Source organism: Hydrogenophaga sp. (assembly GCF_011772445.1).
GTDB lineage: Bacteria > Pseudomonadota > Gammaproteobacteria > Burkholderiales > Burkholderiaceae_C > Hydrogenophaga.
In genome coordinates this window covers 24,428-44,860 of record NZ_WVZN01000038.1, presented here as the reverse complement: position 1 = coordinate 44,860, position 20,433 = coordinate 24,428, and the positions used below count along the sequence as shown (strand labels likewise).

Sequence of the window (20,433 nt, the reverse complement as noted above, 5' to 3'; positions counted from 1 at the left end):
CACTCGGTCAATGTTCCTTGTTGGTCTGGCGACTCTCGACGCTCATCAGCGACAGCAGGACCAACGCAACCGCGCCGCCCACGATGGCCATATCGGCGAGGTTGAAGGCCGGCCAGTGCCAGCCGCGCAGGTGGAAGTCGAGATAGTCGATCACCTGCCCGCGGACGGCGCGGTCGAAGGCGTTGCCAATGGCACCGCCCAGGATCAGGCTGTACGAAAGGGCTTCCAGTTTCCGCAGCGGCCGCGACAGCTGCCATGTCAGCCACGCTGAAACGGCGAGCGCGATCGCCAGGAAAAACCATCGCTGCCAGCCGCCGGCGCCGGCGAGAAAACTGAACGCAGCGCCGGGGTTGAGCACGTGAACCAGGTTGAAGAACGACGTCACCTCGTGCGACCAGCCCAGGGGCCGCGTCACGTCGATGTAGCTTTTGGTGGCCTGATCGCCGGCGAATACGGCAAGAGCGAGCGCGTACCAGCGCGCTTTGTGAATCGATTCGTTCATCTACTTCTTCTCGGGTTCTGGGATTTCCGGCTCGGGCACCGGTTCGACGGGAGGGGCCCGCAAAGCATCCTCGATCTCCTGCTCGGTGGCCCGCACCTGGACCTGCTGGGTGGTCGCCAGGTTCGGAAAGGCGACGAGGACGCCCACCATCAGGAGCTGGATCGCGAGGAACGGGATCGCACCTACGTAAATCTGCGTCGTCCGGACCGTGGCCGGAGCGACGCTGCGCAGGTTGTACAGCGCGATGCCGAACGGGGGGTGCATGAAGGAGGTTTGCAGGACCACCGCGATCATGACGGTCAGCCAGACCATGTCGACCCCGAGCTTGCGGGCCACCGGCGCGATCAGGGGAACCACGATGAAGGCAATTTCGAAGAAGTCGAGGAAGAAGCCGAGCAGGAAAATCCCCAGCGTGACGGCGATAAGGAACGGCGCCTGCCCCTCAGGCAAGTGCCTGAAGATGCCTTCGATCCACACTTGGCCGTCGAACCCCCGGAACACCAGCGTGAAGAACGAAGCGCCGAGCAGCAGGAAGATCACGCTGGAGCACAGCACGCCCGTGCTCGTCAAGGCCTGGCTCAGGCGCCCGCCGGCAAGCCGGCGGCGAACCGCGGCGATCGCCAGTGCCCCGCAGACGCCGATGGCCCCGCCTTCGGTGGGCGTGGCCACGCCGAAATAGATCGACGCCAGGATCGTGAGAATCAGGCAGAGCGGCACGCCGGCGGCCACCGCGGCTTGCAGCCACACCTGCCTGCGCGATACCTCCGCCGCGGCGGTGATCGGCGGCGCGAGCGACGGCCGCCAGGCAGTGGCGGCCAGCACGAACAGCAGGTAGAGGCCCACCAGGATCGCACTGGGTAGCAGCGCGGCATGGAAGATGTCGACCAGGGGCACCTCCACCTGCTCCGCCAGCACGATCAGCACCAGGCTGGGTGGCAGCATCTGCGCCAGGGTGCCGGCGGCGGCGATCGATCCCGTTGCCAGCCGCGCGTCGTAGTTCGCCTTGAGCATCGCCGGCAGCGAGATCAGGCCCATGGCGATGACCGATGCCGAGACGAATCCGGTGATCGCGGACAGCACTGCGCCGACGATGATGGTGGCGTAGAGCAGTCCGCCTGGCGCGCGTCCGAACAACCGGCCGAGCGCGACCAAGGTGTCCTCCGCGACGCCGGTGCGCTCCAGGATCAGCCCCATGAGCACGAACAAGGGCACCGCCAGGAAGTTGTCGCTGTTGAAGACGCCCTGCACGCGCAGCGGCATCGCGAGGAGAAACGGCGCGTTGAAGTGCCCGAGCGCCACGCCGAGTACCCCGAAAGCCGCCGCCACGGCGGCCAGCGAGAAGGCCACCGGGAATCCCGCGACCAGGACCACGACCAGCGTGGTGAACATCAGCGGAGCGAGCAGGTCCGGGCTCATGCGAATCCGTGGCGGTCGGGATGCTCGGACCCGAGCGGCCGGGGCGCCACGCCCGCCAAGTGAGCAACGCAGCGGACGGCCTCGGCCGCACCCTGGGCGGCGAGGCTCAGGAACCCGAGCGGGATCATCCCTTTCATGATCCAGGCGGGAAACCGACTGAGGCTTTCGCGGCTGGCGCGGGTCTCGCCCGTGACGAATGAGGTGACGAAGTCGGGCCAGGTCACCCACACCGCAGCCAGGCACAGCGGCATCAGCACCAGCGCGATGCCGGCCAGATCGAGCCACGCCATGCCACGCGGGCCAAGGAACCCGGAGAAGACGTCGATGCGCACATGCTCATCGCGCTTGAAGGTGTAGGCTGCCATGAGCAGCACCGCTGCCGCGAAGAAGTGCGGTTGCACGTCGTACATGGTGGAGGACGCGACACCGAACAGCTTGCGGCTGATCGCATTACCGGCGATCAGCAGGGCATTGACCAGCAATCCCCACCGGACGATGAACGCAAGCCGGCGGTTCGCGGCGTCGATCGCGCCGGCGCCACGCAGCGCGGCCCGGAAGGCTGCGTTCATCGGCGTGCTCCAGCGGCCAGCAGTCGCCGCGCAAGTCGTTCAGCCCATGGACCCACAGAAGCGACGCACATCCCGCCGAGCGCCATACCGACGATGACGTCCGCGGGGAAATGCGCGCCCAGCACGATGCGCGACCAGCCCACCGCCGCGGCGAACGCGAGCAGCCCGACCCTGCCGCCCCATCCGAACAGGGGCCAGAGGGCCACCGCCAGCACACCGACGTAGACCGAATGGCCGCTCGGCAGCGTGTAGCGGCTGTCGGGGCCGGAGGCCGCCCGGTAGACGGCTTCCCCGAGCACCAGGGACGGACGGGGCAGCGCGAAAGCCATCTTGGCGACTGCCGCGGCGGCCATCGCAAGCGCGAATCCCAGCACGAAACTGCACAAGGACGCATCCAACGAATCCGCACCTCGGCGCGCCTGCATCCGGCGCCACACCAGCAACAGCAGCACCACCGCCGGCGCTCCCCAATAACTGCCAACCGTGCTCAGCACCTCAGGCAGCCAGAGCCAGGCATCGGGCCAGGCGCGCTGGATGGCGAGGAACGCGTCTACGTTGGCACCGCCCCAGTCATACAGCCAGTGCCTCACCGGCTGCACGGTGGACGGCGCCAGGGTGTCCATCAGGCCGTCTTGAGCTTCAGCAGGCGCAGGCCATTGAAGACCACCAGCAGGCTGGCCCCCATGTCGGCGAACACGGCCATCCACATGGTGGCATGCCCGGTGAACGTCAGTCCGAGGAACACCGCCTTGATGCCCAGGGCCAGAACGATGTTCTGCGTGAGGATGGCCGCGGTGCTGCGCGACAGCCGGATGAACGCGGGAATCTTGCGCAGGTCGTCGTCCATCAAGGCCACATCCGCGGTTTCGATGGCGGTGTCGGTGCCGGCCGCACCCATCGCGAAGCCGATGTCCGCGCGTGCGAGCGCGGGCGAATCGTTGATGCCGTCGCCCACCATGCCGACCTGGCCTTCACCGCCGATCAAGGCTTCGATGGTCTTGAGCTTGTCTTCGGGCAACTGGTCGCCGCGGGCTTCGGAGATCCCGACCTGGGCGGCGATCGCGGCGGCCGTGTGCTGGTTGTCCCCGGTCAGCATCAGCGTGCGCACGCCCAGGGCCTGCAGGTCGGCCACGGCCTGGCGGCTGGTGTCCTTGACGGTGTCGGCGACGGCGAAGATGCCCATCACCGTGGCGTCGTCCATCAACAGGATCGCGGTCTTGCCCTGGCGCTCCAGGCCTTCGAGCCGGGCCTGCAACGCCGCTTCGCTGCGGCCCAACTCCTGCGCGAGCCTGTGGTTGCCCATGTGCAGCATCCGGCCGCCGACGCGACCACGCACGCCGCGTCCGGGCAAGGCCGAGAAGTCATCGACCTCTTGCAGGACGATACGGTCCCGGCTCGCCTTGCGCGCGATGGCTTGCGACACGGGATGGTCCGAACGCGAGGCCAGGCTCGCAGCCCAGATGGCAACCTGATCCGCATCGCCCGCCAGGGGCAGGTAGTCGGTCTGCTCCGGTTTGCCGTGGGTGAGCGTGCCAGTCTTGTCCAGGGCGAGCGCCTTGAGCTTGCGGCCGCCCTCCAGGTACACGCCACCCTTGATCAGGATGCCGCGGCGGGCCGCAGCGGCCAGGCCGCTGACGATGGTGACCGGCGTGGAGATGACGAGCGCACAAGGGCAGGCGATCACCAGCAGGACAAGTGCCTTATAGATCCAGTCGAACCAGGCGCCGCCGAAAGCGAGCGGCGGAACAACCGCGACCAGCACGGCCACCGCGAACACGGCCGGTGTGTAAACCCTGGCGAACTGGTCGACGAACCGCTGCGTGGGCGCGCGGCTGCCTTGGGCGGACTCCACCGCATGGATGATGCGCGCGAGCGTGGAGTCGCTGGCGCCCGCCGTCACCTGGTACTCGAAGGAACCGGTTTCGTTGATCGTGCCTGCGAACACCGGGTCGCCCTCGGCTTTCTCCACCGGCAGGCTTTCGCCGGTGATCGGCGCCTGGTTGATGGCCGACCGGCCCGCCGTGATCTGCCCGTCCAGCGCGATGCGCTCGCCGGGACGCACGCGGACGACCGCCCCTTTGGCGACCTCCTTGGCCGCGATCTCCTGCCATGAGCCATCGGCCTGCCGGACGGTCGCGGTCTCCGGTGCAAGGTCCATCAGGCCCCGGATCGCGTTGCGCGCGCGGTCCAGCGACTTTGCCTCGATCACTTCCGCCAGCGCGAACAGGAACATGACCATGGCCGCCTCGGGCCAGTGCCCGATCGCCATGCCGCCCGTGACCGCGATGGACATCAGGGCATTCATGTTCAGGTTGCGGTTCTTCAGGGCGATCCAGCCCTTCTTGTAGGTGCTGAGGCCTCCCGTGAAGATGGACACCAGGGCCAGCACGACGACCGCCCAGTGGTTGCCATCGTTGACCCAGTACACACCTTCGGCGAGGACGGCCGCGACGCCGGACACCGCCATCGGCAGCCAATTGGTCTTCTGCGGGGACGCCTGCGGATCGCGCGGCTCGCTGGTGGTCTGGACCTCGGTTTCCATCCCCAGCGACTCGATGGCTTCGACCGCGGGCTTGATCGCGTCGGGTGCGTGGCGCACGGTCAGCGTGCGCTGCATGAGGTTGAAGTCCAGGCCCTGCACGCCGGGCATGCCCTGAAGCTTGCTGCGGATCAGGCTTTCTTCGGTGGGGCAGTCCATCTTCGCGATGCGAAGGACCGTGGTCACGGACTCGAGGTCCTGGCGCTCGGCGCGCATCCCGATGGAAGCAAGCGCCTTTTCGATCGGCTCGGTGGAGTTGAGCGTGTGCTGCACCCCCAGCACGCGTTGCATCAGGTTGAAATCCAGTCCGCTGACGCCCGGCTCCTTGCCCAGCCGGTCACGGATGAGCGCCTCTTCCGTCGGGCAGTCCATGTTCTCGATCCGGTAGGTCACGCCCTCGCCAGCTACCACGGGGCGGAATTCAGCCTGCTGGGCCGTTGGCTGGACCGCAGCCTCCGGAGGCACCGGGGCAGGGGCACTGGCGCTCTGCTCTTGTGCCCGCATGCCGATGGCGGCCAGGACCCGCTCCATCTCAGCGCGCGCTGCCGCCAGGTGCTTCACCGAGAGCGTGCGTCCGGGCAGGTCAAAGTCCAGGTCCTGCACGCCCTCGACGGGCCCAAGGTGCGAGCGGATGAGCTTCTCCTCGCTCGGGCAGTCCATGTTCTCGATGCGGTAGGTGGTGGTCACCGCTGGGTCGCGCGCGTGCTCTGCTTTCATCCCGACTGAGCGGAGCGCCTGTGCCAGGGAATCCGCCGAGACGCCGCTGTGCAAGACAGTCAACTTGCGTTGTGGCAGGTCGAACTCCAGCCGCTCGACGCCGGGCCGGCCCTCGAGGGTCCGTCGCACCAGCGCTTCTTCATTGCGGCAGTCCATGTTGCTCACGTGGAAGACGGTCGACTCGGCGCCGGCCGGCTCCTTCGCGCAGCTTGCCTGCCGGCCGCTGCCGCCGCAGCCGCATGAGTTGGAGGGATCCTTGTTCATCTTTGGCAACCTCGTGGCCGGGATATTCCGGCCGTGGCATGATTGGACATCCTCTAGTTGCTATAGAGTCAAGTTCTTCGGAGTCGAACCATGCTGCGGATCGGTGAATTGGCCAAGAAGGCGGACTGCCTGGTGCAGACCGTGCGCTTCTACGAGTCCGAGGGTCTGCTTCCTGAGCCGGCGCGCAGCGAAGGCAATTTCAGGCTGTACGACGATGCGCATCTGCAGCGCCTGCAGTTCATCCGCCGCTGCCGGGCCAAGGACATGACGCTGGATGAGATCCGTCAGCTGCTGAGCTTTCGCGACCGGCCCGAGCTGGACTGCGGCGAGGTGAATTTGCTTGTCGATTCGCACATTGCCCAGGTCCGGGCCAAGATCAAGGAGCTGCGGGAGCTCGAGCGCGAGTTGATGGATCTGCGCCGCTCTTGCGATACCGCGCGCACGGCGCGCGAATGCGGCATTCTCAACAGCTTGGCCGAGGCGGCCTGAATCTCAGGCGGCGCGGGCGGCTGCCGGGACGGCGGGCAGTGCGCGTTTGTGGGCGGTGCGGCGGAACGTCTGCAAGATGACCTCGGCGTTGGCCGGGTCCACCTCCTTGCCTTCCAGGAAATCGTCGATCGCCTCATAGCTGACGCCCAGAGCTGCTTCATCGGGGCGCAGCGGCCGCATGGACTCCAGGTCCGCTGTCGGCACCTTGTGGGCCAGCTCCGAGTTGGCACCGAGCGCCAGGGCCAGGGCACGGACCCGCCGCTTGGTCAGACCGCCCAACGGGCTCAGGTCGAACCCACCATCGCCGTACTTGGTGAAGAAGCCCATCACCGCCTCGGCAGCATGGTTGGTGCCCACCACCAGCCCGCCGGTCGCGCCGGCAACAGCGTATTGGGCAATCATGCGTTGCCGCGCCTTGATGTTCCCCAGCACGAAGTCTTCCTGCCAGTGGTCGTTAAAATGGAGCCCGCCAGCTTCAGCTGCCGGAGCATGGCGTCGGCAGCCGGCTGAATGTCGACGGCCAAAGTTTCGTCCGGATCGATGAAGGCCAGTTGCGTATTCCGGTGGTGATGGACACCGTGTTCGGCGAAGTTGACGTCTGGTTCGGCCGCGAGGACAGTTCTAGGAATCCTTCAACTGTAGATAACCCAGCTCGGCCGATCGATTTTGGATAACAAGACGACCTCCGGCCAGTAGTGGACCGTAGCTAGATCTATCTGGCGCATGTCAGCCGGCGCGCGTCTATGATCATGTTGGGCTTGCGCCACGAGCCGCCCCAGTGCACCCCCATTGGGCATGCGTCCCCTCGACCTACAAGTGCCTGTCCCCTGTGAAGCCAGATTGGCGCTGCCTCCAAGCTTGGATGAACGAGAACAACATGAGCAGCCTACGCGACCTTCTTGAACAGCGGCAAGTCACCATCTACTTTGCGGCTGTGGTGGTTGCGGCTGGTGCAGCTCTCCTGGTTCCGGGGACGAACGCGTTGGAAGCCGCCATCAATCCGGCGCTTGCGGTGATGTTGTTCGTGACGTTCCTGCAGGTGCCGCTTGCCGAGTTGAGCCGCGCCTTCACGCGTGTTCGCTTCCTTGTGGCACTAATGGCGTCAAACTTCATCGGCGTTCCCCTGCTGGTCGCTGTACTGGTGCAGTTCCTGCCGCCTGACCCGATGCTGCGGCTCGGGCTGCTGCTGGTGCTGCTGACGCCTTGCATCGACTATGTGGTGACGTTTTCGCACATCGGCCGCGCCGACGCGCGCCTGCTGCTCGCTTCGACGCCGGCGCTACTCATCGTGCAGATGCTGCTACTACCGGTCTACCTTGGCTTGTTCCTGGGCGACGCAGCGGCCGACCTGGTTCGGCTGGGTCCGTTCGTTCATGCATTTGTCTGGCTGATCGCGGTTCCGCTGGTATGCGCAGCGGCAGTCCAGTTGTGGGCGGCTCGGAACAAAGGGGGCGCACGTGTGGCGGCCGGCCTGGGCCTGCTTCCGGTCCCTGCGACAGCCCTGGTGCTGTTCATCGTCGTGGCCGCCGTCGTCCCACAGTTGGAGACGGCGATCGACGCCGCCATGAGGGTCGTGCCGCTCTATGCAGCCTTTGCGATGGCCGCGCCCGTGATTGGATGGACTGTCGCGCGCCTAGCTCGCCTTGATGCACCGGCCGGCCGGGCCGTGACGTTCAGCTCTGCTACGCGCAATTCCTTGGTGGTACTGCCTTTGGCTCTGGCTGTGCCAGGTGCCATTCCGATCTTGCCAGCCGTCATCGTCACTCAAACGATGGTGGAACTGGTCAGCTCGCTCATCTACATGCGCGTGATGCCGAAGCTCGGCACTGACTCGGCTTCCCCTTCGGCAGCCCCCGGAACCTGAACGCGTTGGAGCCGAGCCGGGCCGCGGGCTCATCAATGTGGCTTCCGACAATCTACCCGCAGCACCGACCGGGTGTGGCGAGCTGGGAGTCCTCCAGGCTCAAATCCTTCAAGATGGTGCACTTGGGTGCCGGTCCGCCGACGCACTGGTCGGTGCAGGCCTGCACGAACTTGGAAAGGCTGCGCTCCAGGTTTTGCAGCTCTGTCAGTTTCGCTCTGACCGCATTCAGGTGAACCTGAGCAATCTCGCGAGCTTCGACGCAGTCCCTGTCGTCGCTGGTTGAAAGCGACACCAGCGCCCGTGTCTCCTCGATGGAGAACCCGAAGTCCCGACAGTGCTTTACCAGCGTGAGCACCTCCTGCACCTCGGGTGAGTAGACCCGGTGACCACTTGGGCGCCGGGTGGCCGGCGGAATCAGCCCGACCTCTTCGTAGTAGCGAATGGCCGACACGTTGAAGCCGGTTCGCTGAGCCAGCGTCCCGATCGTCAATTGCCCTGTCGCTTGTAGGCTATTCATCAAGCACCCCTTGCATCTCAAGTTACTTGAGGTTCTAGAGTCAGTGTACGGGATCTGTCCCGCATAGCTGAGGACCTCACATGAAAAAACCAGCATTGGCAACCATGGGCGTGGTCGGCGCCTGCGCTGCCTGCTGCACCATCCCGCTGGCCATCCCCCTCCTGAGCGGCTTGTCTATTGCCGGCTTGGCTACCCTGAACTGGGGCGCATCTGGTGCCTACGTTGGGGTGATTGCCGCTGGCGTCGCAGCATCCGCGGCAGTGGGTGCCGGGATTTGGTGGAGCCGCAGGCGCAAGGCAGCGGCAAGGTGTGTCACACGATCCAGTAGCCCGGCCGAGCTAACGCAGCCAGCGAGTGGCGGCTGCGGCTGTTCCGTGGTGGCTTCCACCAAGGAGGCGTCGTGAACACCGCCATCGCCTGCACCCTGGGCCCGGACGACCTGAAGGCGCGACTGGATCGAATCGCCACACTGGCTCGCCAGCATCTGCTGGCAGAACGCCAGGAGGGACGGTCACTGCAGCTGCTCTACGCCAGCGCGGCAGCACAGGACCTCGAGGAGATCGTTGCGCTGGAGCAGCAGTGCTGCGCCTTCCTCGTCTTCGAACTCGAAGAACGAGCCAACGTGGTCGAACTGACGATCACGGCGCCCGCTGACGCGGGTGAGTTCGCCGGCTTTCTGTTCGAGCACTTCCGATCCTCGGCAGTCACCGCCGCGGCTCCGCGCTGCGGCAGCGCCTGTGGGTGTCAGAGCGCACGTTCTGCAACTCTGTGATGAACAGCGCCGCCTCAATGTTCCGATACCTCCTGGCCGTGGTCCTGGCGCTTGTGGCCGCAGTGGCTGTTGCCCAATCTGTGGGCAAGACAGTGGTTCAGACCGAGCGTGTGCGCGCAGAGCTGCTCGCGCATGCACCGGAGGGCATCACTTCCGGGAAAAGCGTTTGGGTCGGCCTGCAGCTCGCGCACGCGCCCCACTGGCATACCTACTGGAAGAATCCTGGCGACTCGGGACTGCCGACCAGTCTCGCGTGGGAGCTGCCGCAAGGCGTGAGCGCCGGCGACATCCAGTGGCCATTGCCCAAAAAGTTTCCCATCGGCGATCTTGCGAACTACGGGTACGAAGGCACAGTACTTCTGCCGGTACCGCTCACGATCGGACCGTCGTTCCGCCCATCGCCGTCAGGCACCTTGGATCTGCAGCTCAAGGCGTCATGGCTGGTGTGCAAGGAAGAGTGCATCCCGGAGGAAGGTGAGTTCGTGGTCAAGTTGCCGGTGGCCAGTGCCACTGCGGTGCATGCGTCCGCCTTCCAGGCCACGTTCGATCTCGCCCCGCGCCGCGTTGAGGCAGGTAGCTTCCACGTGGACGGCGAGACGATCCGCCTGGAGCTAAGCGACCTACCGGCCAGGCTGCGTGGTAAGCCGCTGGAAGTCTTCCCGGAGCTTGGTGGCATTGTGGAGCCTGCTCGCGCGTGGACGCAGGCCTGGGATGGTGAGCGCTGGAGTGCGACAACTCAGCTGTCCTCTCAGCGAAGCGATAGCCCATCGATCATCCCAGTGGTGCTCACCGATGGTCAGATGGCTTGGCGAACGGAGGCCCCCGTCGCCGGCGGCTGGCCTTCTGCCACGGGTAGAAGTGCTGGCGCTGAAGCGATTGCCCAGGATGCAACGCCGGCTCGGCCGGCTGCCACCTCCTTGATCGTGGCCATCTTCGGTGCACTGATTGGTGGCCTCATCCTCAATCTCATGCCGTGTGTGTTCCCCGTGCTGGCGATCAAGATGGTCGGGTTCGCACAGCATGGCAACGACGGACGGGCGCGCCACCTCGGCGGTTTTGCCTACACCTCCGGTGTCGTGCTCTCATTCCTCGCGCTGGGCGGACTGCTCATTGGGCTGCGTGCCGCCGGCGAGCAGCTAGGTTGGGGATTTCAGCTGCAGTCGCCAGCATTTGTCGCGGCACTGGCAGCGCTCTTCACGGTACTTGGCCTCAACCTTGCGGGTGTGTTCGAGTTCGGGCAGTTCCTGCCCTCCCGCGTCGCCACTCTGCAGGCAAGGCACCCGGTAGCCGACTCCTTCCTCTCTGGCGTCCTGGCCGTGGCAGTCGCGTCGCCTTGCACTGCGCCATTCATGGGTGCCTCGCTCGGCCTGGCCGTGGCACTCCCGCCCGCCCAAGCCATGCTCGTATTCGGCGCACTCGGCGCAGGCATGGCCTTGCCCTACCTGGTGGCCGCTCTCGTGCCAGCTGTAGCGCAACGCATTCCGCGTCCCGGCGCCTGGATGGACGTGTTCAAGAAGCTGATGGCGTTCCCGATGTTTGCCACGGCGGTGTGGCTGGTGTGGGTGCTGGGGCAGCAGACGGGTATCAATGGCGCCGGTGCGTTGCTCGCGCTTCTGGTGGCCCTGAGCATGCTGGTGTGGTCGTTCACGCTGTCGGGCAGCAGCCGCGCTGCCATCTCGGCCATGGCCGCCGCTGCGTTCATCGGGCTCGCGCTGCTGGTCGGTCCCAGCGTGACCAACGTACAGGCCGCGCCAAACAGGCCGGACGCCGCCCAGTGGCAGCCTTGGGAGCAGAACAAGGTCGAAGCGCTCGTCAGGAACGACCGGGCGGTCTTCGTCGACTTCACCGCGGCCTGGTGCATCACCTGCCAGTACAACAAGCGAACCACCCTGGCTGACGAATCGCTGCTTGCCGATTTTGCGCGCCGCGGTGTCACGCTGATGCGCGCCGACTGGACCAACCGCGATCCGGCCATCACGGCCGCGCTGCGTTCGCTCGGGCGCAGCGGCGTGCCCGTGTATGCCCTCTACCGCAAGGGGCGCGAACCCTTGGTCTTCTCGGAAATCCTGACCGTGGACGAAGTCCGTGCGGCCATCTCCTCCCTTGAACCCACAGCTCCATGAAAGCCGTCAACATGCTGCGTCGATCCTTTGTCGCTGTTCTTCTCGCCCTGCCGTTTGGCATGGTGCACGCCGCCGCTGCCGTGGGCCAGCCCGCGCCGGACTTCTCCGTGCGCGATGCCAACGGGCAGGAAGTCAAGCTCTCCCAGTTCCGCGGCAAGCATGTGGTGCTGGAGTGGATGAATCCGGGGTGCCCGTTCGTGCGCAAGCACTACGACAGCGGAAACATGGCGGCCGTCCAGAAGGATGCCTTGGCGAAAGGCGTCGTTTGGCTGAGCGTGTACTCCAACGACGATGAGAGCTGGGGATACACCAAGCCGGCCAAGCTCAAGGACTGGCTGCGGGAACGCAAGGCATCGCCCACTGCCTTGCTGATGGACGGCAGCGGCGCTGTGGGCAAGGCCTACGGTGCCCGGACCACGCCTCACATGTTCCTGATCGGACCCACGGGCACGCTGGTGTACGCAGGTGCCATCGACAGCATTCCCTCGGCCGACAAGGACGATATCGCGAAGGCAACCAACTACGTGCGTCAGGCCGTCTCTGAGGCAGTCGCGGGCAAGGCCGTTTCAACGCCAAGCAACCGGCCATACGGATGCATGATCAAGTACAAGTCACAAGGCACTGGTGTCCGCCTTGGCCCAGCTGCAGTTGGGTCACCCGGCGGCATAACCTCATGATCCTTGGACCGACGGGCGTTGGCAAGACGTGGCTGGCCAGCGCCTTCTGCCAGCAGGCATGCCGCGTCGGTATGACCGCGGCGTTCCACCGCGTGAGTGACCTGTACGCCGCCATTTCGGGGCCGTGCCGGATGCCTCTCTGCCAAAGCTCAAGGCTTCGATCTACAAGCCCAGCCTACTGATCCTCGATGACTTCGGCGTTGGGGAGATGACGCCGGCGCCTGCGCAGGTACTGCTAGACGTGGCGGATCGACGCATGCGCTCGGGCTCCCTGCTGATCACCAGTCAGTACCTGTCCGAGAAGTGGCACGACTTCTTCCCTGATCCGACCGTTGCCGATGCAGTGCTGGACAGGGTGGTGCATCAGGCGCACCGGCTCCAGCTCAAAGGCGAGTCGATGCGAAAGCTGCGAGGACGTGCTGCGTTGGGGACGCCGGCGTGAACGTCAACCTCGCCGACTGAGTGGACGTGCTGCCGATCATGCTGATCGCGGTGCCGATCGGCTAAGCCGTCTACCGTCGGCGGACTGGGCGTCCGCTTGGTGCCGAATCTGGTGTCCAAGATAGGCCGATCTGAGTGTCCATGAGCGGCCGAAATATGCAGGCCAGCGCTCGTTGCGCGTCCGCCTGATCGGCCTGGACGCCGTAGGGCAGCCGCATCGCGATGAACCGCAAGGGCAGGCCCGCGGAGCGCAGCTGCTCTGCCGCCAACTGGCAGAGCCGCCCAGCGACGCTGGAATCCACGCCGCCGCTGATTCCGAGGACGAGTGATTTGGCGGCGGCCGCTCGGGCGTAGTCCACGAGGAACCGAGTTCGCCGGGCAATCTCGGCCGCCGCGTCCAAATGCGGCGCAACTCCCAGCTCCGCGGCAATACGCCTCTGTTCTTCCTGCATGCCCCGATGCTAGCGGCGTTGGAGCGTGGCGGGGTCCAGCTCCGAAGGCCAGGTGCCGTGCTCCATCACGCCAAAACGTCCGGTGCCGACGTTCTGCGGCGGCGTGCGGCCGAGGGCGTGACCCACAGGTGCCAGCACGAGCCGGACGACCTGCGCCACCACCTCGGCGGTGTTTCGGCTCCTCCAGGCCAGGCCAAGCATCCCCGCGTGGCTGCGCAGGTGCAGCCCAAGGTAGGGCTGGGCCACGATGTGTCCAAGCTCATGAGCACGCCACGCGGCGCGCAGGTCGCCGGTTGTCTCGTGGAACTCCGCCGTCCTCGTTTCGCGGATGAATGCCGCCCTGGCCTGCGCGTACTCGCCAGATGAAGCCGCGGCTGGCCTGCTGCGGAACGGATAGACCAGCTGCGGGCCGTAATCCATCGGAAAGTCCGTTTCCTTCAGACCCACCTCGTTCGCGCCCAGCTTGTACTTGGGCAGCCGAAAGGTGCCGAACACATGGTCCCACAGCATCCAGAACTCGCCATAGTTGACCTGCGCGTCCTCGTACTCGCGCTTGTGGTGCCAGCGGTGCACTTCCGCCGCCCCGATGACAAAGCGCAGCGGCCCGACACGGTAATCGAGGTTGGAATGCTGGAACGCAAGATGCACGGCGAGCAGTCCGAGCCACGCTCCAACCGCCAACGCCGGCGCTCCCAGCAGCACGACGGCGAGCAATCCCGGCGCAGCCATCATGCCCGCATGCAAGGGATGCCGGCGTTCGCCGTTGAGCCAATAGAGGCGCTCCGAGCTGTGGTGGATCGCATGGAAGCGCCACAGCCATGGCACCTTGTGGCTCAGCCAGTGGACGCTGTAGAGGCTGAGGTCGAGCACCGCACCGACCGCCAGGGCCTGCGCCCACAGGGGCCACTGTTGCGGCCACCACGTGCCGGTCACCCACAGGGGCGCCACCGCCGCCAGGACGCCATGCACCGCAAGGAGAACCGCGAGATTCACGAGCGCGTGGATCGCGTCGCAGACACTGTCCCGGTGATCCTGGCCCCAGCTTGCATGGAAAGGCAGTCGACGTTCTAGCAGCGCGACGCACGCCAGGGCGGCCGCGACAATCAGGGGCACGGTGGGGAAGTACGGCCAGTCGGCAGCGAGGCCGCCAAAGAGCACCGCCGCCGTTGCACCCAGGATCAATGGGTAGCTGCCATAGCGGATCGTGGTCTCCAGCATGTTTTCTTTCGTATTCATCTTCTTTCCTCAGGGCTTGCGAACAGGATTGGAAACTCTCTAGCTGCAGTAGAGTCAAGCAAGGTTGGCAGAGACCCGCGACCGGCGGTGGCTGCTGCGAATGGGCGTCCGCAACGGCCCTATAGTCCGCGCGTCGGCGTGCGTCGCATGCCCCCGAAAAGAGCCGCTTTTTCCCATGTTCACGACTGTTCGATTGCTGGCTGCGCGCCTGTTGGTGCCGCTTGTCCTGCTGTGCGCCGGCGCCGCGGCGGCGCAGCCCGCCGCCAAAAGCGTGGTCGTCACTGAGCGCACGCGCGCCGAGCTGCTGGCCCATGCGCCCGAGGGCGTCGAGCCGGGCAAACCGGTGTGGGTCGGGCTGCAGCTGGCGCACCAGCCGGAGTGGCATTCGTACTGGAAGAACTCCGGCGACTCCGGCCTTCCCACCAAGCTGGAATGGAAGCTGCCCGCCGGCGTGCAGGCCGGCGAGATCGCCTGGCCCATGCCGCGCAAGTACCCGATCGGCACGCTGATCAACTACGGGTACGAGCACACGGTGCTGTTGCCGGTACCGCTGACCGTCACGCCCGAATTCAAGCCCTCGCTCCTGGGGGGCGCGCTGGAGGTCAAGCTCAAGGCGACTTGGCTGGTGTGTCGCAAGGAGTGCATTCCGGAGGAGGGCGAGTTCTCGCTGGCCATCCCCGCCAAGAGCGCGACCGCCTTGCACGGCCCTGCTTTCCAGGCGAGCTTTGCGGCGCAGCCCAAGCCGCTGGCCGGCGAGGCGAGCGCGACGATCGAGACGGATGCCCTGCGCGTGCGGGTGAGTGGGCTGCCCGCCCACTTGCGTGGGAAGCCGCTGGACTTCTTCCCCGAGACAGCGGAGGTGATCGAGACTTCGGCGCAATGGAGCCAGGCATGGGAGGGCGAGGTTTGGACCGCACGGGTCCCGCTGTCGCCTCACCGCAGCCAGAGTCCGCAGACGATGCCGATCGTCCTGACGCTCGCCAACGAAGCTTGGAGCATCGATGCGCGCGTGCAGGGCGCATGGCCCGCGACCGCCGCCCCGGCGGGCCTGTCCCCGGCATTGCAGGAAGCACTGCGCAACAACGCCTCGTCGGGCGACGCCGGCGCTCAGTTGACGTTCATGGCGGCCTTGCTGGGCGCATTGCTCGGTGGGCTGATCCTGAACCTGATGCCTTGCGTCTTCCCCGTCCTGGCGATCAAGGTGGTCGGGTTCACGCAGCATGCGAACGACAAGCGCGCCCGCCGCCTCGATGGGCTCGCGTATTCGGCTGGCGTTGTTGCGTCATTTGCGGCGCTGGGCCTGCTCGTCGTCGCGCTGCGCGGCGCCGGCCAGCAGCTGGGCTGGGGATTCCAGTTGCAGATGCCCGGCGTCGTTGCCGCGCTCGCGCTGCTGTTCACCCTGATCGGCCTCAACCTCGCTGGCGTGTTCGAGCTGCGCCAGCTGCTTCCCTCGCGCTGGGCTTCGCTTCAAAGCAGCCATCCGGTGCTCAATGCCTTCCTGTCCGGCGTCTTGGCCGTCGTGGTGGCCTCGCCCTGCACGGCGCCCTTCATGGGCGCTGCGCTCGGGTTCGCGGTCGGCTTGCCCACCCCTCAGGCGCTGATGATCTTTGCAACGCTGGGCGCGGGAATGGCATTGCCTTACTTGGTGGCCAGCTGGGTCCCGGCCGCGGCCCGCATCCTGCCCCGGCCGGGCGAATGGATGGTGACGTTCCGCAAGTTGATGGCGTACCCGATGTTCGCGGCGGTGGTGTGGCTACTGTGGGTTTTGGGACAGCAAACCGGGATCGATGCAGTCAGCGCCCTGCTCGTGGTCCTGGTCGCCACTGGCATGCTGGCCTGGAGCCTGGGTCTGCACGGCCGGACGCGGCTGGTCCTTGGCGTTGTCGCGCTCGCGTGGACGGCCGCGTTCGCCTGGCTGCTTGCGGCGCAGATCGGGGCAGCACGGCCGGAGCGCGCGGTCGCGGCGAGTGATGTGTGGCAGGCCTGGGAGCCCGGCCGGGTTGAGCAGCTGCTGGCCAGCGGCCGCCCGGTGTTCGTCGATTTCACGGCCGCCTGGTGCGTCACATGTCAGTACAACAAGAAGACCGTGCTGCAGAACCCGCACGTGTTGGCGGATCTCGCATCCCGGGACGTAGCACTGTTGCGCGCCGACTGGACGCGGCGCGACCCCGCGATTACCGCCGCGCTGGCGGCGCTGGGCCGCAACGGCGTGCCGCTCTATGTGCTCTACAGCAGCGGTGCGCAACCGCAGGTTCTCTCGGAAATCCTGAGCCCGTCAGAAGTGCGTGCGGCCGTGGCGGAGCTGCCCCGGCCGACCCTATCGCCGGCAGCCCGGCCGCCGCACGTCCGTCTCCTCACTCCGTGATTTCCGATGCCGTGCTTGACTCTTCAGCCACTGCAGCCTGCACAGTGCGGGCAATGACAGGAGCAACACGTGGCTGACAAGGACGATGACGACGAACTCGAGGGATTGGACGCCAGCAACGCGGCGGACCGGAGGATCTTGCGGACGGTGCTGCTGATCAACCTGGGGCAGTCCGCGGCCGGCATCGGACTCGGCGCGTGGGCCGCTTCGACCGCTCTCATGGGCGCGGGCCTTGATAACCTGGCCGACGCATCCGTCTACGCGGTCAGCCTCTACGCCGTGGGCCGCGCGGCGAAGGTCAAGGTGCGGGCAGCCCGCCTTTCGGGCTTCTTGCTGATTGGCCTTGCCGTGCTGCTGTTCGTCGAAGTCCTGCGCCGGTTTGCGGGCGGCGAGGAGCCTGTGGGGCCGGCCATGATGGCCATGGCGGCCGTCAACGCAGCCTTGAACCTCGTGTGCCTCAGGCTGCTGCGCCGCCACCGCGGCGAGGATGTGAACTTCAAGGCGTCGGCCATCTTCACGAGCAACGATTCCATCGTGAATGGGGCCATCGTGCTGTCGGGCGTGCTGGTCATGTGGCTCGGGTCGAACATCCCGGACCTGGTGCTGGGTGTTCTCGTGGCCGGCATCGCCGCAAACGGCGGCCGCGAGATCCTGCGCGAGGCGTCCGAAAGCGCGCGAGAGGTTTGAGCGCGCCAGGATTATGGCGTTTTCGGACTTAAAGGCCCGAGGTCAGCACCATCTGAAAGCTCCCGGCACCTAGGGCCAAGGCAAGAGAAGACGCCGACCATCCGGCCCGCCATCGTCTACTTGACCTTCGTGACGACGTACTCCTTGTTCTGCTGCACGAATTCGACCTCGACGGACTTGCCGGCGTCGAGCTTGTCCAAGACCTTCATGTCCTTGACGCGGAACGTCATCGTCATCGGCGGCCAGTTCAGCGTCGCAACCGGGCCGTGCGCGAGCACGACCGTGCCCGCCTGCTTGTCGACACTCTTGACAGTGGCCTTGGCCTCGTGAACCTTGGCTGGGGCCGTCTTGGCGCCCATGTCCATGTCCTTCATCGCGCCCGTGGTTTGCTGGGCAAGGGTCGGCGACGCGGCGGCGGCCACGGCGATGCCGAGGCAAATAAGAATGGCTTTCATGCGGTAACTCCTTGGGTTGGTGGGACGTGGAAAAGGCGGGCCCGGCTCCGCTGGCGCAGGAGCAGGTAGGCCGCCGGGATGACAAACATGGAAAGCAGCGGGGCAGTGATCATTCCTCCGACCATGGGCGCGGCGATGCGCTGCATGACCTCCGAGCCCGTGCCCGCACCCCACATGATCGGAAACAGGCCGCCCAGGATGACGGCCACGGTCATTGCCTTTGGCCGCACGCGCATTACAGCTCCTTCGCGGATCGAGTCGAGCAGGTCCGTGTCCGCGTCCCTACCCATGTGAAGCCGCTCCTGCCACGCGTTCTTCAGGTACAGCAGCATGATCACGCCGAACTCCGCTGCGACGCCGGCCAAGGCGATGAAGCCGACGGCACCGGCGACCGACAGGTTGTAGCCAAGCAGGTAGAGAAGCCAGATTCCGCCGACCAACGCGAAGGGCAGTGTGGCCATGATCAGGAGCGCTTCATCGAAGCGCTTGAAGGTGAGATACAGCAGCACGAAGATGATCAGCAGCGTGAACGGCACCACCACCTTGAGCTTGGCCGTGGCACGCTCCAGGAACTCGAACTGGCCCGACCACGACACGGAGTAGCCGGGCGGCAGCTTCACTCTTTCAGCGACTACGCGCTGCATGTCCTGCACGGCCGAACGCAGGTCGCGGCCCCGGATGTCGACATAGACCCATCCCGACAGGCGTGCGTTTGGCCTTCGTGATGGGCGTGCTGCCCCTGGTGTTCGCCAGCGGCGCGGGCGCCGAGATGCGCGCTGCAGTGGGCGTGGCGGTGTTTGCCGGCATGCTGGTCGTCACCGTGGCCGGCCTGCTGTTCACACCGCTGTTCTACGTGCTGCTGCAACGCCGCCGCGCACGGCACGCGGCACTCGATCTCGCACTGAACTGAACCGGAGGCTGACATGACCCGATCGAAGTCCCCCTGGCGCTGGACGGCCCTGGCCGCAGCGGCCCTGCTCGCCGGCTGCGCCGCACCGGGCACAGCGACCCTCGACCTGACCAAGTCGGACGCACCGCGATTCGCAGGCGCCCCCGAGCTGCCCCGCAGTGCACCCGCGGCCCGCTGGGGCGCCTTGGGTGACACCGCGTTGATGCACCACATCGCGCGCGCGCTCGCCGGCAACCTCGACGTCGCGCAAGCAGTGGAGCGCGTGCAACGCTCGCGTGCCCTGGCCGCTGCCGCGTCGGCTGCGCGATGGCCGGCGCTTGATGCCACCGTGGGCGCCAGCGAGCGCGAAGACCGGCAGCGCAGCGGCAGCACCAGCGCCGGCATCGACCTGGCCTGGGAGGTCGACGTGTTCGGGCGCCTGCGCAACGCAAGTCATGCACAGCGGTTGCGTAGCGACGCCTCCGTGGCAGACGCCGAAGCGGTGCGCCGCGCGGTGGCGGCCGAGGTGGCCCAGGCCTGGTACGCGCTGGCCAGTGCGAACGAGCGCCTGGCGCTCACACAAGCGGTCATCGAGAACCGCCGGGCCACACTGGCCCTGGTGCAGCACCGTGCGCGCGCCGGCCTGAGCGCGCCACTGGACGAAGCGCGCGCGCGCAGCGATCTGGCCGCCGTGCAAGCCGATGTGCCAGCCTTGCAGGCCCAGGCCACGCAGGCCATGAACCGCCTCGCCGTGCTCGCGGGCGACACGCCCGGCGCGCAGGCCATTCCTGCAAGCGACAGCGCCCCCGCGGATCCGGCTGCGATCACCCTGGGCCTGCCGGACGGCGAGACCTGGCTCGCGTCGCGTCCCGACATCGCGGCGGCCGAAGCCCGTCTGCAAGCCCTGGCCATGGATGCCGAGGCGGTACGCGCCGAGTTCCTGCCTCGCATCTCGGTGGGCGGCTTCGTCGGCTGGCTGGCCGGGTCGGCCGTCGGCCTGAGCTCGGCCGGCACGGGCGCCTGGTTGATTGCGCCTTCGATCAGCCTGCCGGTGTTCAATGCCGGACGACTGCAGGCCCGCCTGGACGCCGCACGCGCCCAGGAACGCGAGGCCCTGCTCCACTACCGGCAGCGCGTGTTGCTGGCCACCGAAGAGGTGGAGAACGCGCTGGCACAGGTGAGCTTCGGCCGCGCCCGCCTGACGGCACTGCAGGAACGCAGCCGCGAAGCGGTGCGCGCGGAGCAACTGTCGCGGCTGCGCTACCAGGGCGGTGCGTCCGATCTGCTGGAACTGCTCGACGCGCAACGCAGCGCGCAGCAAGCCCAGCTGGGTTTGGCCGAGGCGCTCGGGCAGCACCGTCAGGACGTGGCCTTCCTGCTTCGCGCGCTGGGCGCGGTCTAACGAACGGCGGGTGGGCGCGGTCACACCGCCCCCTTCCCCCTCGTCCAAAGGACCATC

General features: G+C 66.6%; 18 protein-coding genes and 4 pseudogenes. 11 read left to right on the top strand and 11 right to left on the bottom strand.

What is annotated here, in order from left to right; genetic code table 11:
* Positions 1-7: 7 nt before the first annotated feature.
* Genes lspA through GTO19_RS15580 form a run of 5 tightly spaced genes read right to left on the bottom strand, consistent with a single transcriptional unit; the run spans position 8 to position 6,007 of the window.
* The gene (lspA, locus tag GTO19_RS15600; RefSeq protein ID WP_291022741.1) at positions 8-502 is read right to left on the bottom strand and encodes a signal peptidase II; all 495 of its coding nucleotides are present in this window, start codon (positions 500-502) and stop codon (positions 8-10) included.
* Entirely contained in the window at positions 503-1,918 is a 1,416-nt protein-coding gene (locus tag GTO19_RS15595) for a TRAP transporter large permease subunit (RefSeq protein ID WP_291022739.1), read from the bottom strand. It lies immediately after the preceding gene.
* On the bottom strand, positions 1,915-2,487 hold the full coding sequence (locus tag GTO19_RS15590) for a TRAP transporter small permease subunit (protein WP_291022737.1): 573 nt from the start codon (positions 2,485-2,487) through the stop codon (positions 1,915-1,917). Before GTO19_RS15590 ends, GTO19_RS15595 begins: the two co-directional genes overlap by 4 nt.
* Complete coding sequence (locus tag GTO19_RS15585; protein ID WP_291022735.1) at positions 2,484-3,110, bottom strand: phosphatase PAP2 family protein; 627 nt, start codon at positions 3,108-3,110, stop codon at positions 2,484-2,486. Before GTO19_RS15585 ends, GTO19_RS15590 begins: the two co-directional genes overlap by 4 nt.
* Positions 3,110-6,007 (bottom strand): heavy metal translocating P-type ATPase, encoded by a 2,898-nt coding sequence (locus GTO19_RS15580; RefSeq protein ID WP_291022733.1) that lies wholly within the window; start codon positions 6,005-6,007, stop codon positions 3,110-3,112. Before GTO19_RS15580 ends, GTO19_RS15585 begins: the two co-directional genes overlap by 1 nt.
* 90 nt (positions 6,008-6,097) lie before the next feature.
* Here GTO19_RS15580 and cadR point away from each other — a divergent pair, with 90 nt between their 5' ends.
* The gene (gene cadR, locus GTO19_RS15575) at positions 6,098-6,496 is read left to right on the top strand and encodes a Cd(II)/Pb(II)-responsive transcriptional regulator (protein ID WP_291022730.1); all 399 of its coding nucleotides are present in this window, start codon (positions 6,098-6,100) and stop codon (positions 6,494-6,496) included.
* 3 nt (positions 6,497-6,499) lie between these two features.
* Here the strand turns inward: cadR and nadE are convergent.
* A pseudogene (gene nadE / locus GTO19_RS15570) lies at positions 6,500-7,047 on the bottom strand (ammonia-dependent NAD(+) synthetase); the annotation flags it as partial.
* 326 nt (positions 7,048-7,373) lie between these two features.
* Between nadE and GTO19_RS15565 the strand changes: the two are divergent.
* Entirely contained in the window at positions 7,374-8,360 is a 987-nt protein-coding gene (locus GTO19_RS15565; protein ID WP_291022893.1) for an arsenic resistance protein, read from the top strand.
* A gap of 52 nt (positions 8,361-8,412) precedes the next feature.
* On the opposite strand, the gene GTO19_RS15560 is transcribed toward GTO19_RS15565, so the two are convergent.
* Positions 8,413-8,850: a helix-turn-helix domain-containing protein gene (locus tag GTO19_RS15560; protein ID WP_291026684.1), complete on the bottom strand. Its 438-nt coding sequence runs from the start codon at positions 8,848-8,850 to the stop codon at positions 8,413-8,415.
* A 427-nt stretch (positions 8,851-9,277) separates the two neighbouring features.
* Between GTO19_RS15560 and GTO19_RS15555 the strand changes: the two genes are divergently transcribed.
* From GTO19_RS15555 to GTO19_RS15535, 5 genes are read left to right on the top strand one after another with little or no spacing between them, the layout of a single operon-like run.
* Complete coding sequence (locus GTO19_RS15555; RefSeq protein ID WP_291022725.1) at positions 9,278-9,649, top strand: hypothetical protein; 372 nt, start codon at positions 9,278-9,280, stop codon at positions 9,647-9,649.
* A complete protein-coding gene (locus GTO19_RS15550; RefSeq protein WP_291022723.1) occupies positions 9,649-11,772 on the top strand; it encodes a protein-disulfide reductase DsbD in 2,124 nt (707 codons plus the stop codon). The genes GTO19_RS15555 and GTO19_RS15550 overlap by 1 nt, the downstream gene beginning before the upstream one ends.
* A gap of 11 nt (positions 11,773-11,783) precedes the next feature.
* Entirely contained in the window at positions 11,784-12,449 is a 666-nt protein-coding gene (locus GTO19_RS15545) for a thioredoxin family protein (protein ID WP_291022890.1), read from the top strand.
* Positions 12,365-12,631 (top strand): ATP-binding protein, encoded by a 267-nt coding sequence (locus tag GTO19_RS15540; protein ID WP_363302975.1) that lies wholly within the window; start codon positions 12,365-12,367, stop codon positions 12,629-12,631. Before GTO19_RS15545 ends, GTO19_RS15540 begins: the two co-directional genes overlap by 85 nt.
* On the top strand, positions 12,574-12,891 hold the full coding sequence (locus tag GTO19_RS15535; RefSeq protein WP_291022720.1) for an ATP-binding protein: 318 nt from the start codon (positions 12,574-12,576) through the stop codon (positions 12,889-12,891). The genes GTO19_RS15540 and GTO19_RS15535 overlap by 58 nt, the downstream gene beginning before the upstream one ends.
* A gap of 154 nt (positions 12,892-13,045) precedes the next feature.
* On the opposite strand, the pseudogene GTO19_RS15530 reads toward GTO19_RS15535, so the two are convergent.
* Positions 13,046-13,342: pseudogene (locus GTO19_RS15530) on the bottom strand (NAD(+) synthase); the annotation flags it as partial.
* Positions 13,343-13,351: 9 nt separating this feature from the next.
* On the bottom strand, positions 13,352-14,578 hold the full coding sequence (locus GTO19_RS15525) for a sterol desaturase family protein (RefSeq protein ID WP_291022718.1): 1,227 nt from the start codon (positions 14,576-14,578) through the stop codon (positions 13,352-13,354).
* 175 nt (positions 14,579-14,753) lie between these two features.
* Between GTO19_RS15525 and GTO19_RS15520 the strand changes: the two genes are divergently transcribed.
* A complete protein-coding gene (locus GTO19_RS15520; protein ID WP_291022714.1) occupies positions 14,754-16,943 on the top strand; it encodes a thioredoxin family protein in 2,190 nt (729 codons plus the stop codon).
* Between the two features lie 69 nt (positions 16,944-17,012).
* Positions 17,013-17,630 (top strand): cation transporter, encoded by a 618-nt coding sequence (locus tag GTO19_RS15515; RefSeq protein ID WP_291022712.1) that lies wholly within the window; start codon positions 17,013-17,015, stop codon positions 17,628-17,630.
* Positions 17,631-17,746: 116 nt separating this feature from the next.
* Here the strand turns inward: GTO19_RS15515 and GTO19_RS15510 are convergent, their stop codons facing one another.
* Both GTO19_RS15510 and GTO19_RS15505 read right to left on the bottom strand, forming a co-directional pair.
* Complete coding sequence (locus GTO19_RS15510) at positions 17,747-18,085, bottom strand: copper-binding protein (protein WP_291022711.1); 339 nt, start codon at positions 18,083-18,085, stop codon at positions 17,747-17,749.
* Positions 18,082-18,798 (bottom strand): annotated as a pseudogene (locus GTO19_RS15505) (efflux RND transporter permease subunit); the annotation flags it as partial. The pseudogene GTO19_RS15505 and the gene GTO19_RS15510, both read right to left, overlap by 4 nt.
* Between GTO19_RS15505 and GTO19_RS15500 the strand changes: the two are divergent.
* Together GTO19_RS15500 and GTO19_RS15495 are read left to right on the top strand one after the other, a co-directional pair.
* A pseudogene (locus GTO19_RS15500) lies at positions 18,798-18,995 on the top strand (efflux RND transporter permease subunit); the annotation flags it as partial. The pseudogenes GTO19_RS15505 and GTO19_RS15500 overlap by 1 nt on opposite strands.
* A gap of 13 nt (positions 18,996-19,008) precedes the next feature.
* Complete coding sequence (locus GTO19_RS15495) at positions 19,009-20,376, top strand: efflux transporter outer membrane subunit (protein ID WP_291022708.1); 1,368 nt, start codon at positions 19,009-19,011, stop codon at positions 20,374-20,376.
* Positions 20,377-20,433: the final 57 nt, after the last annotated feature.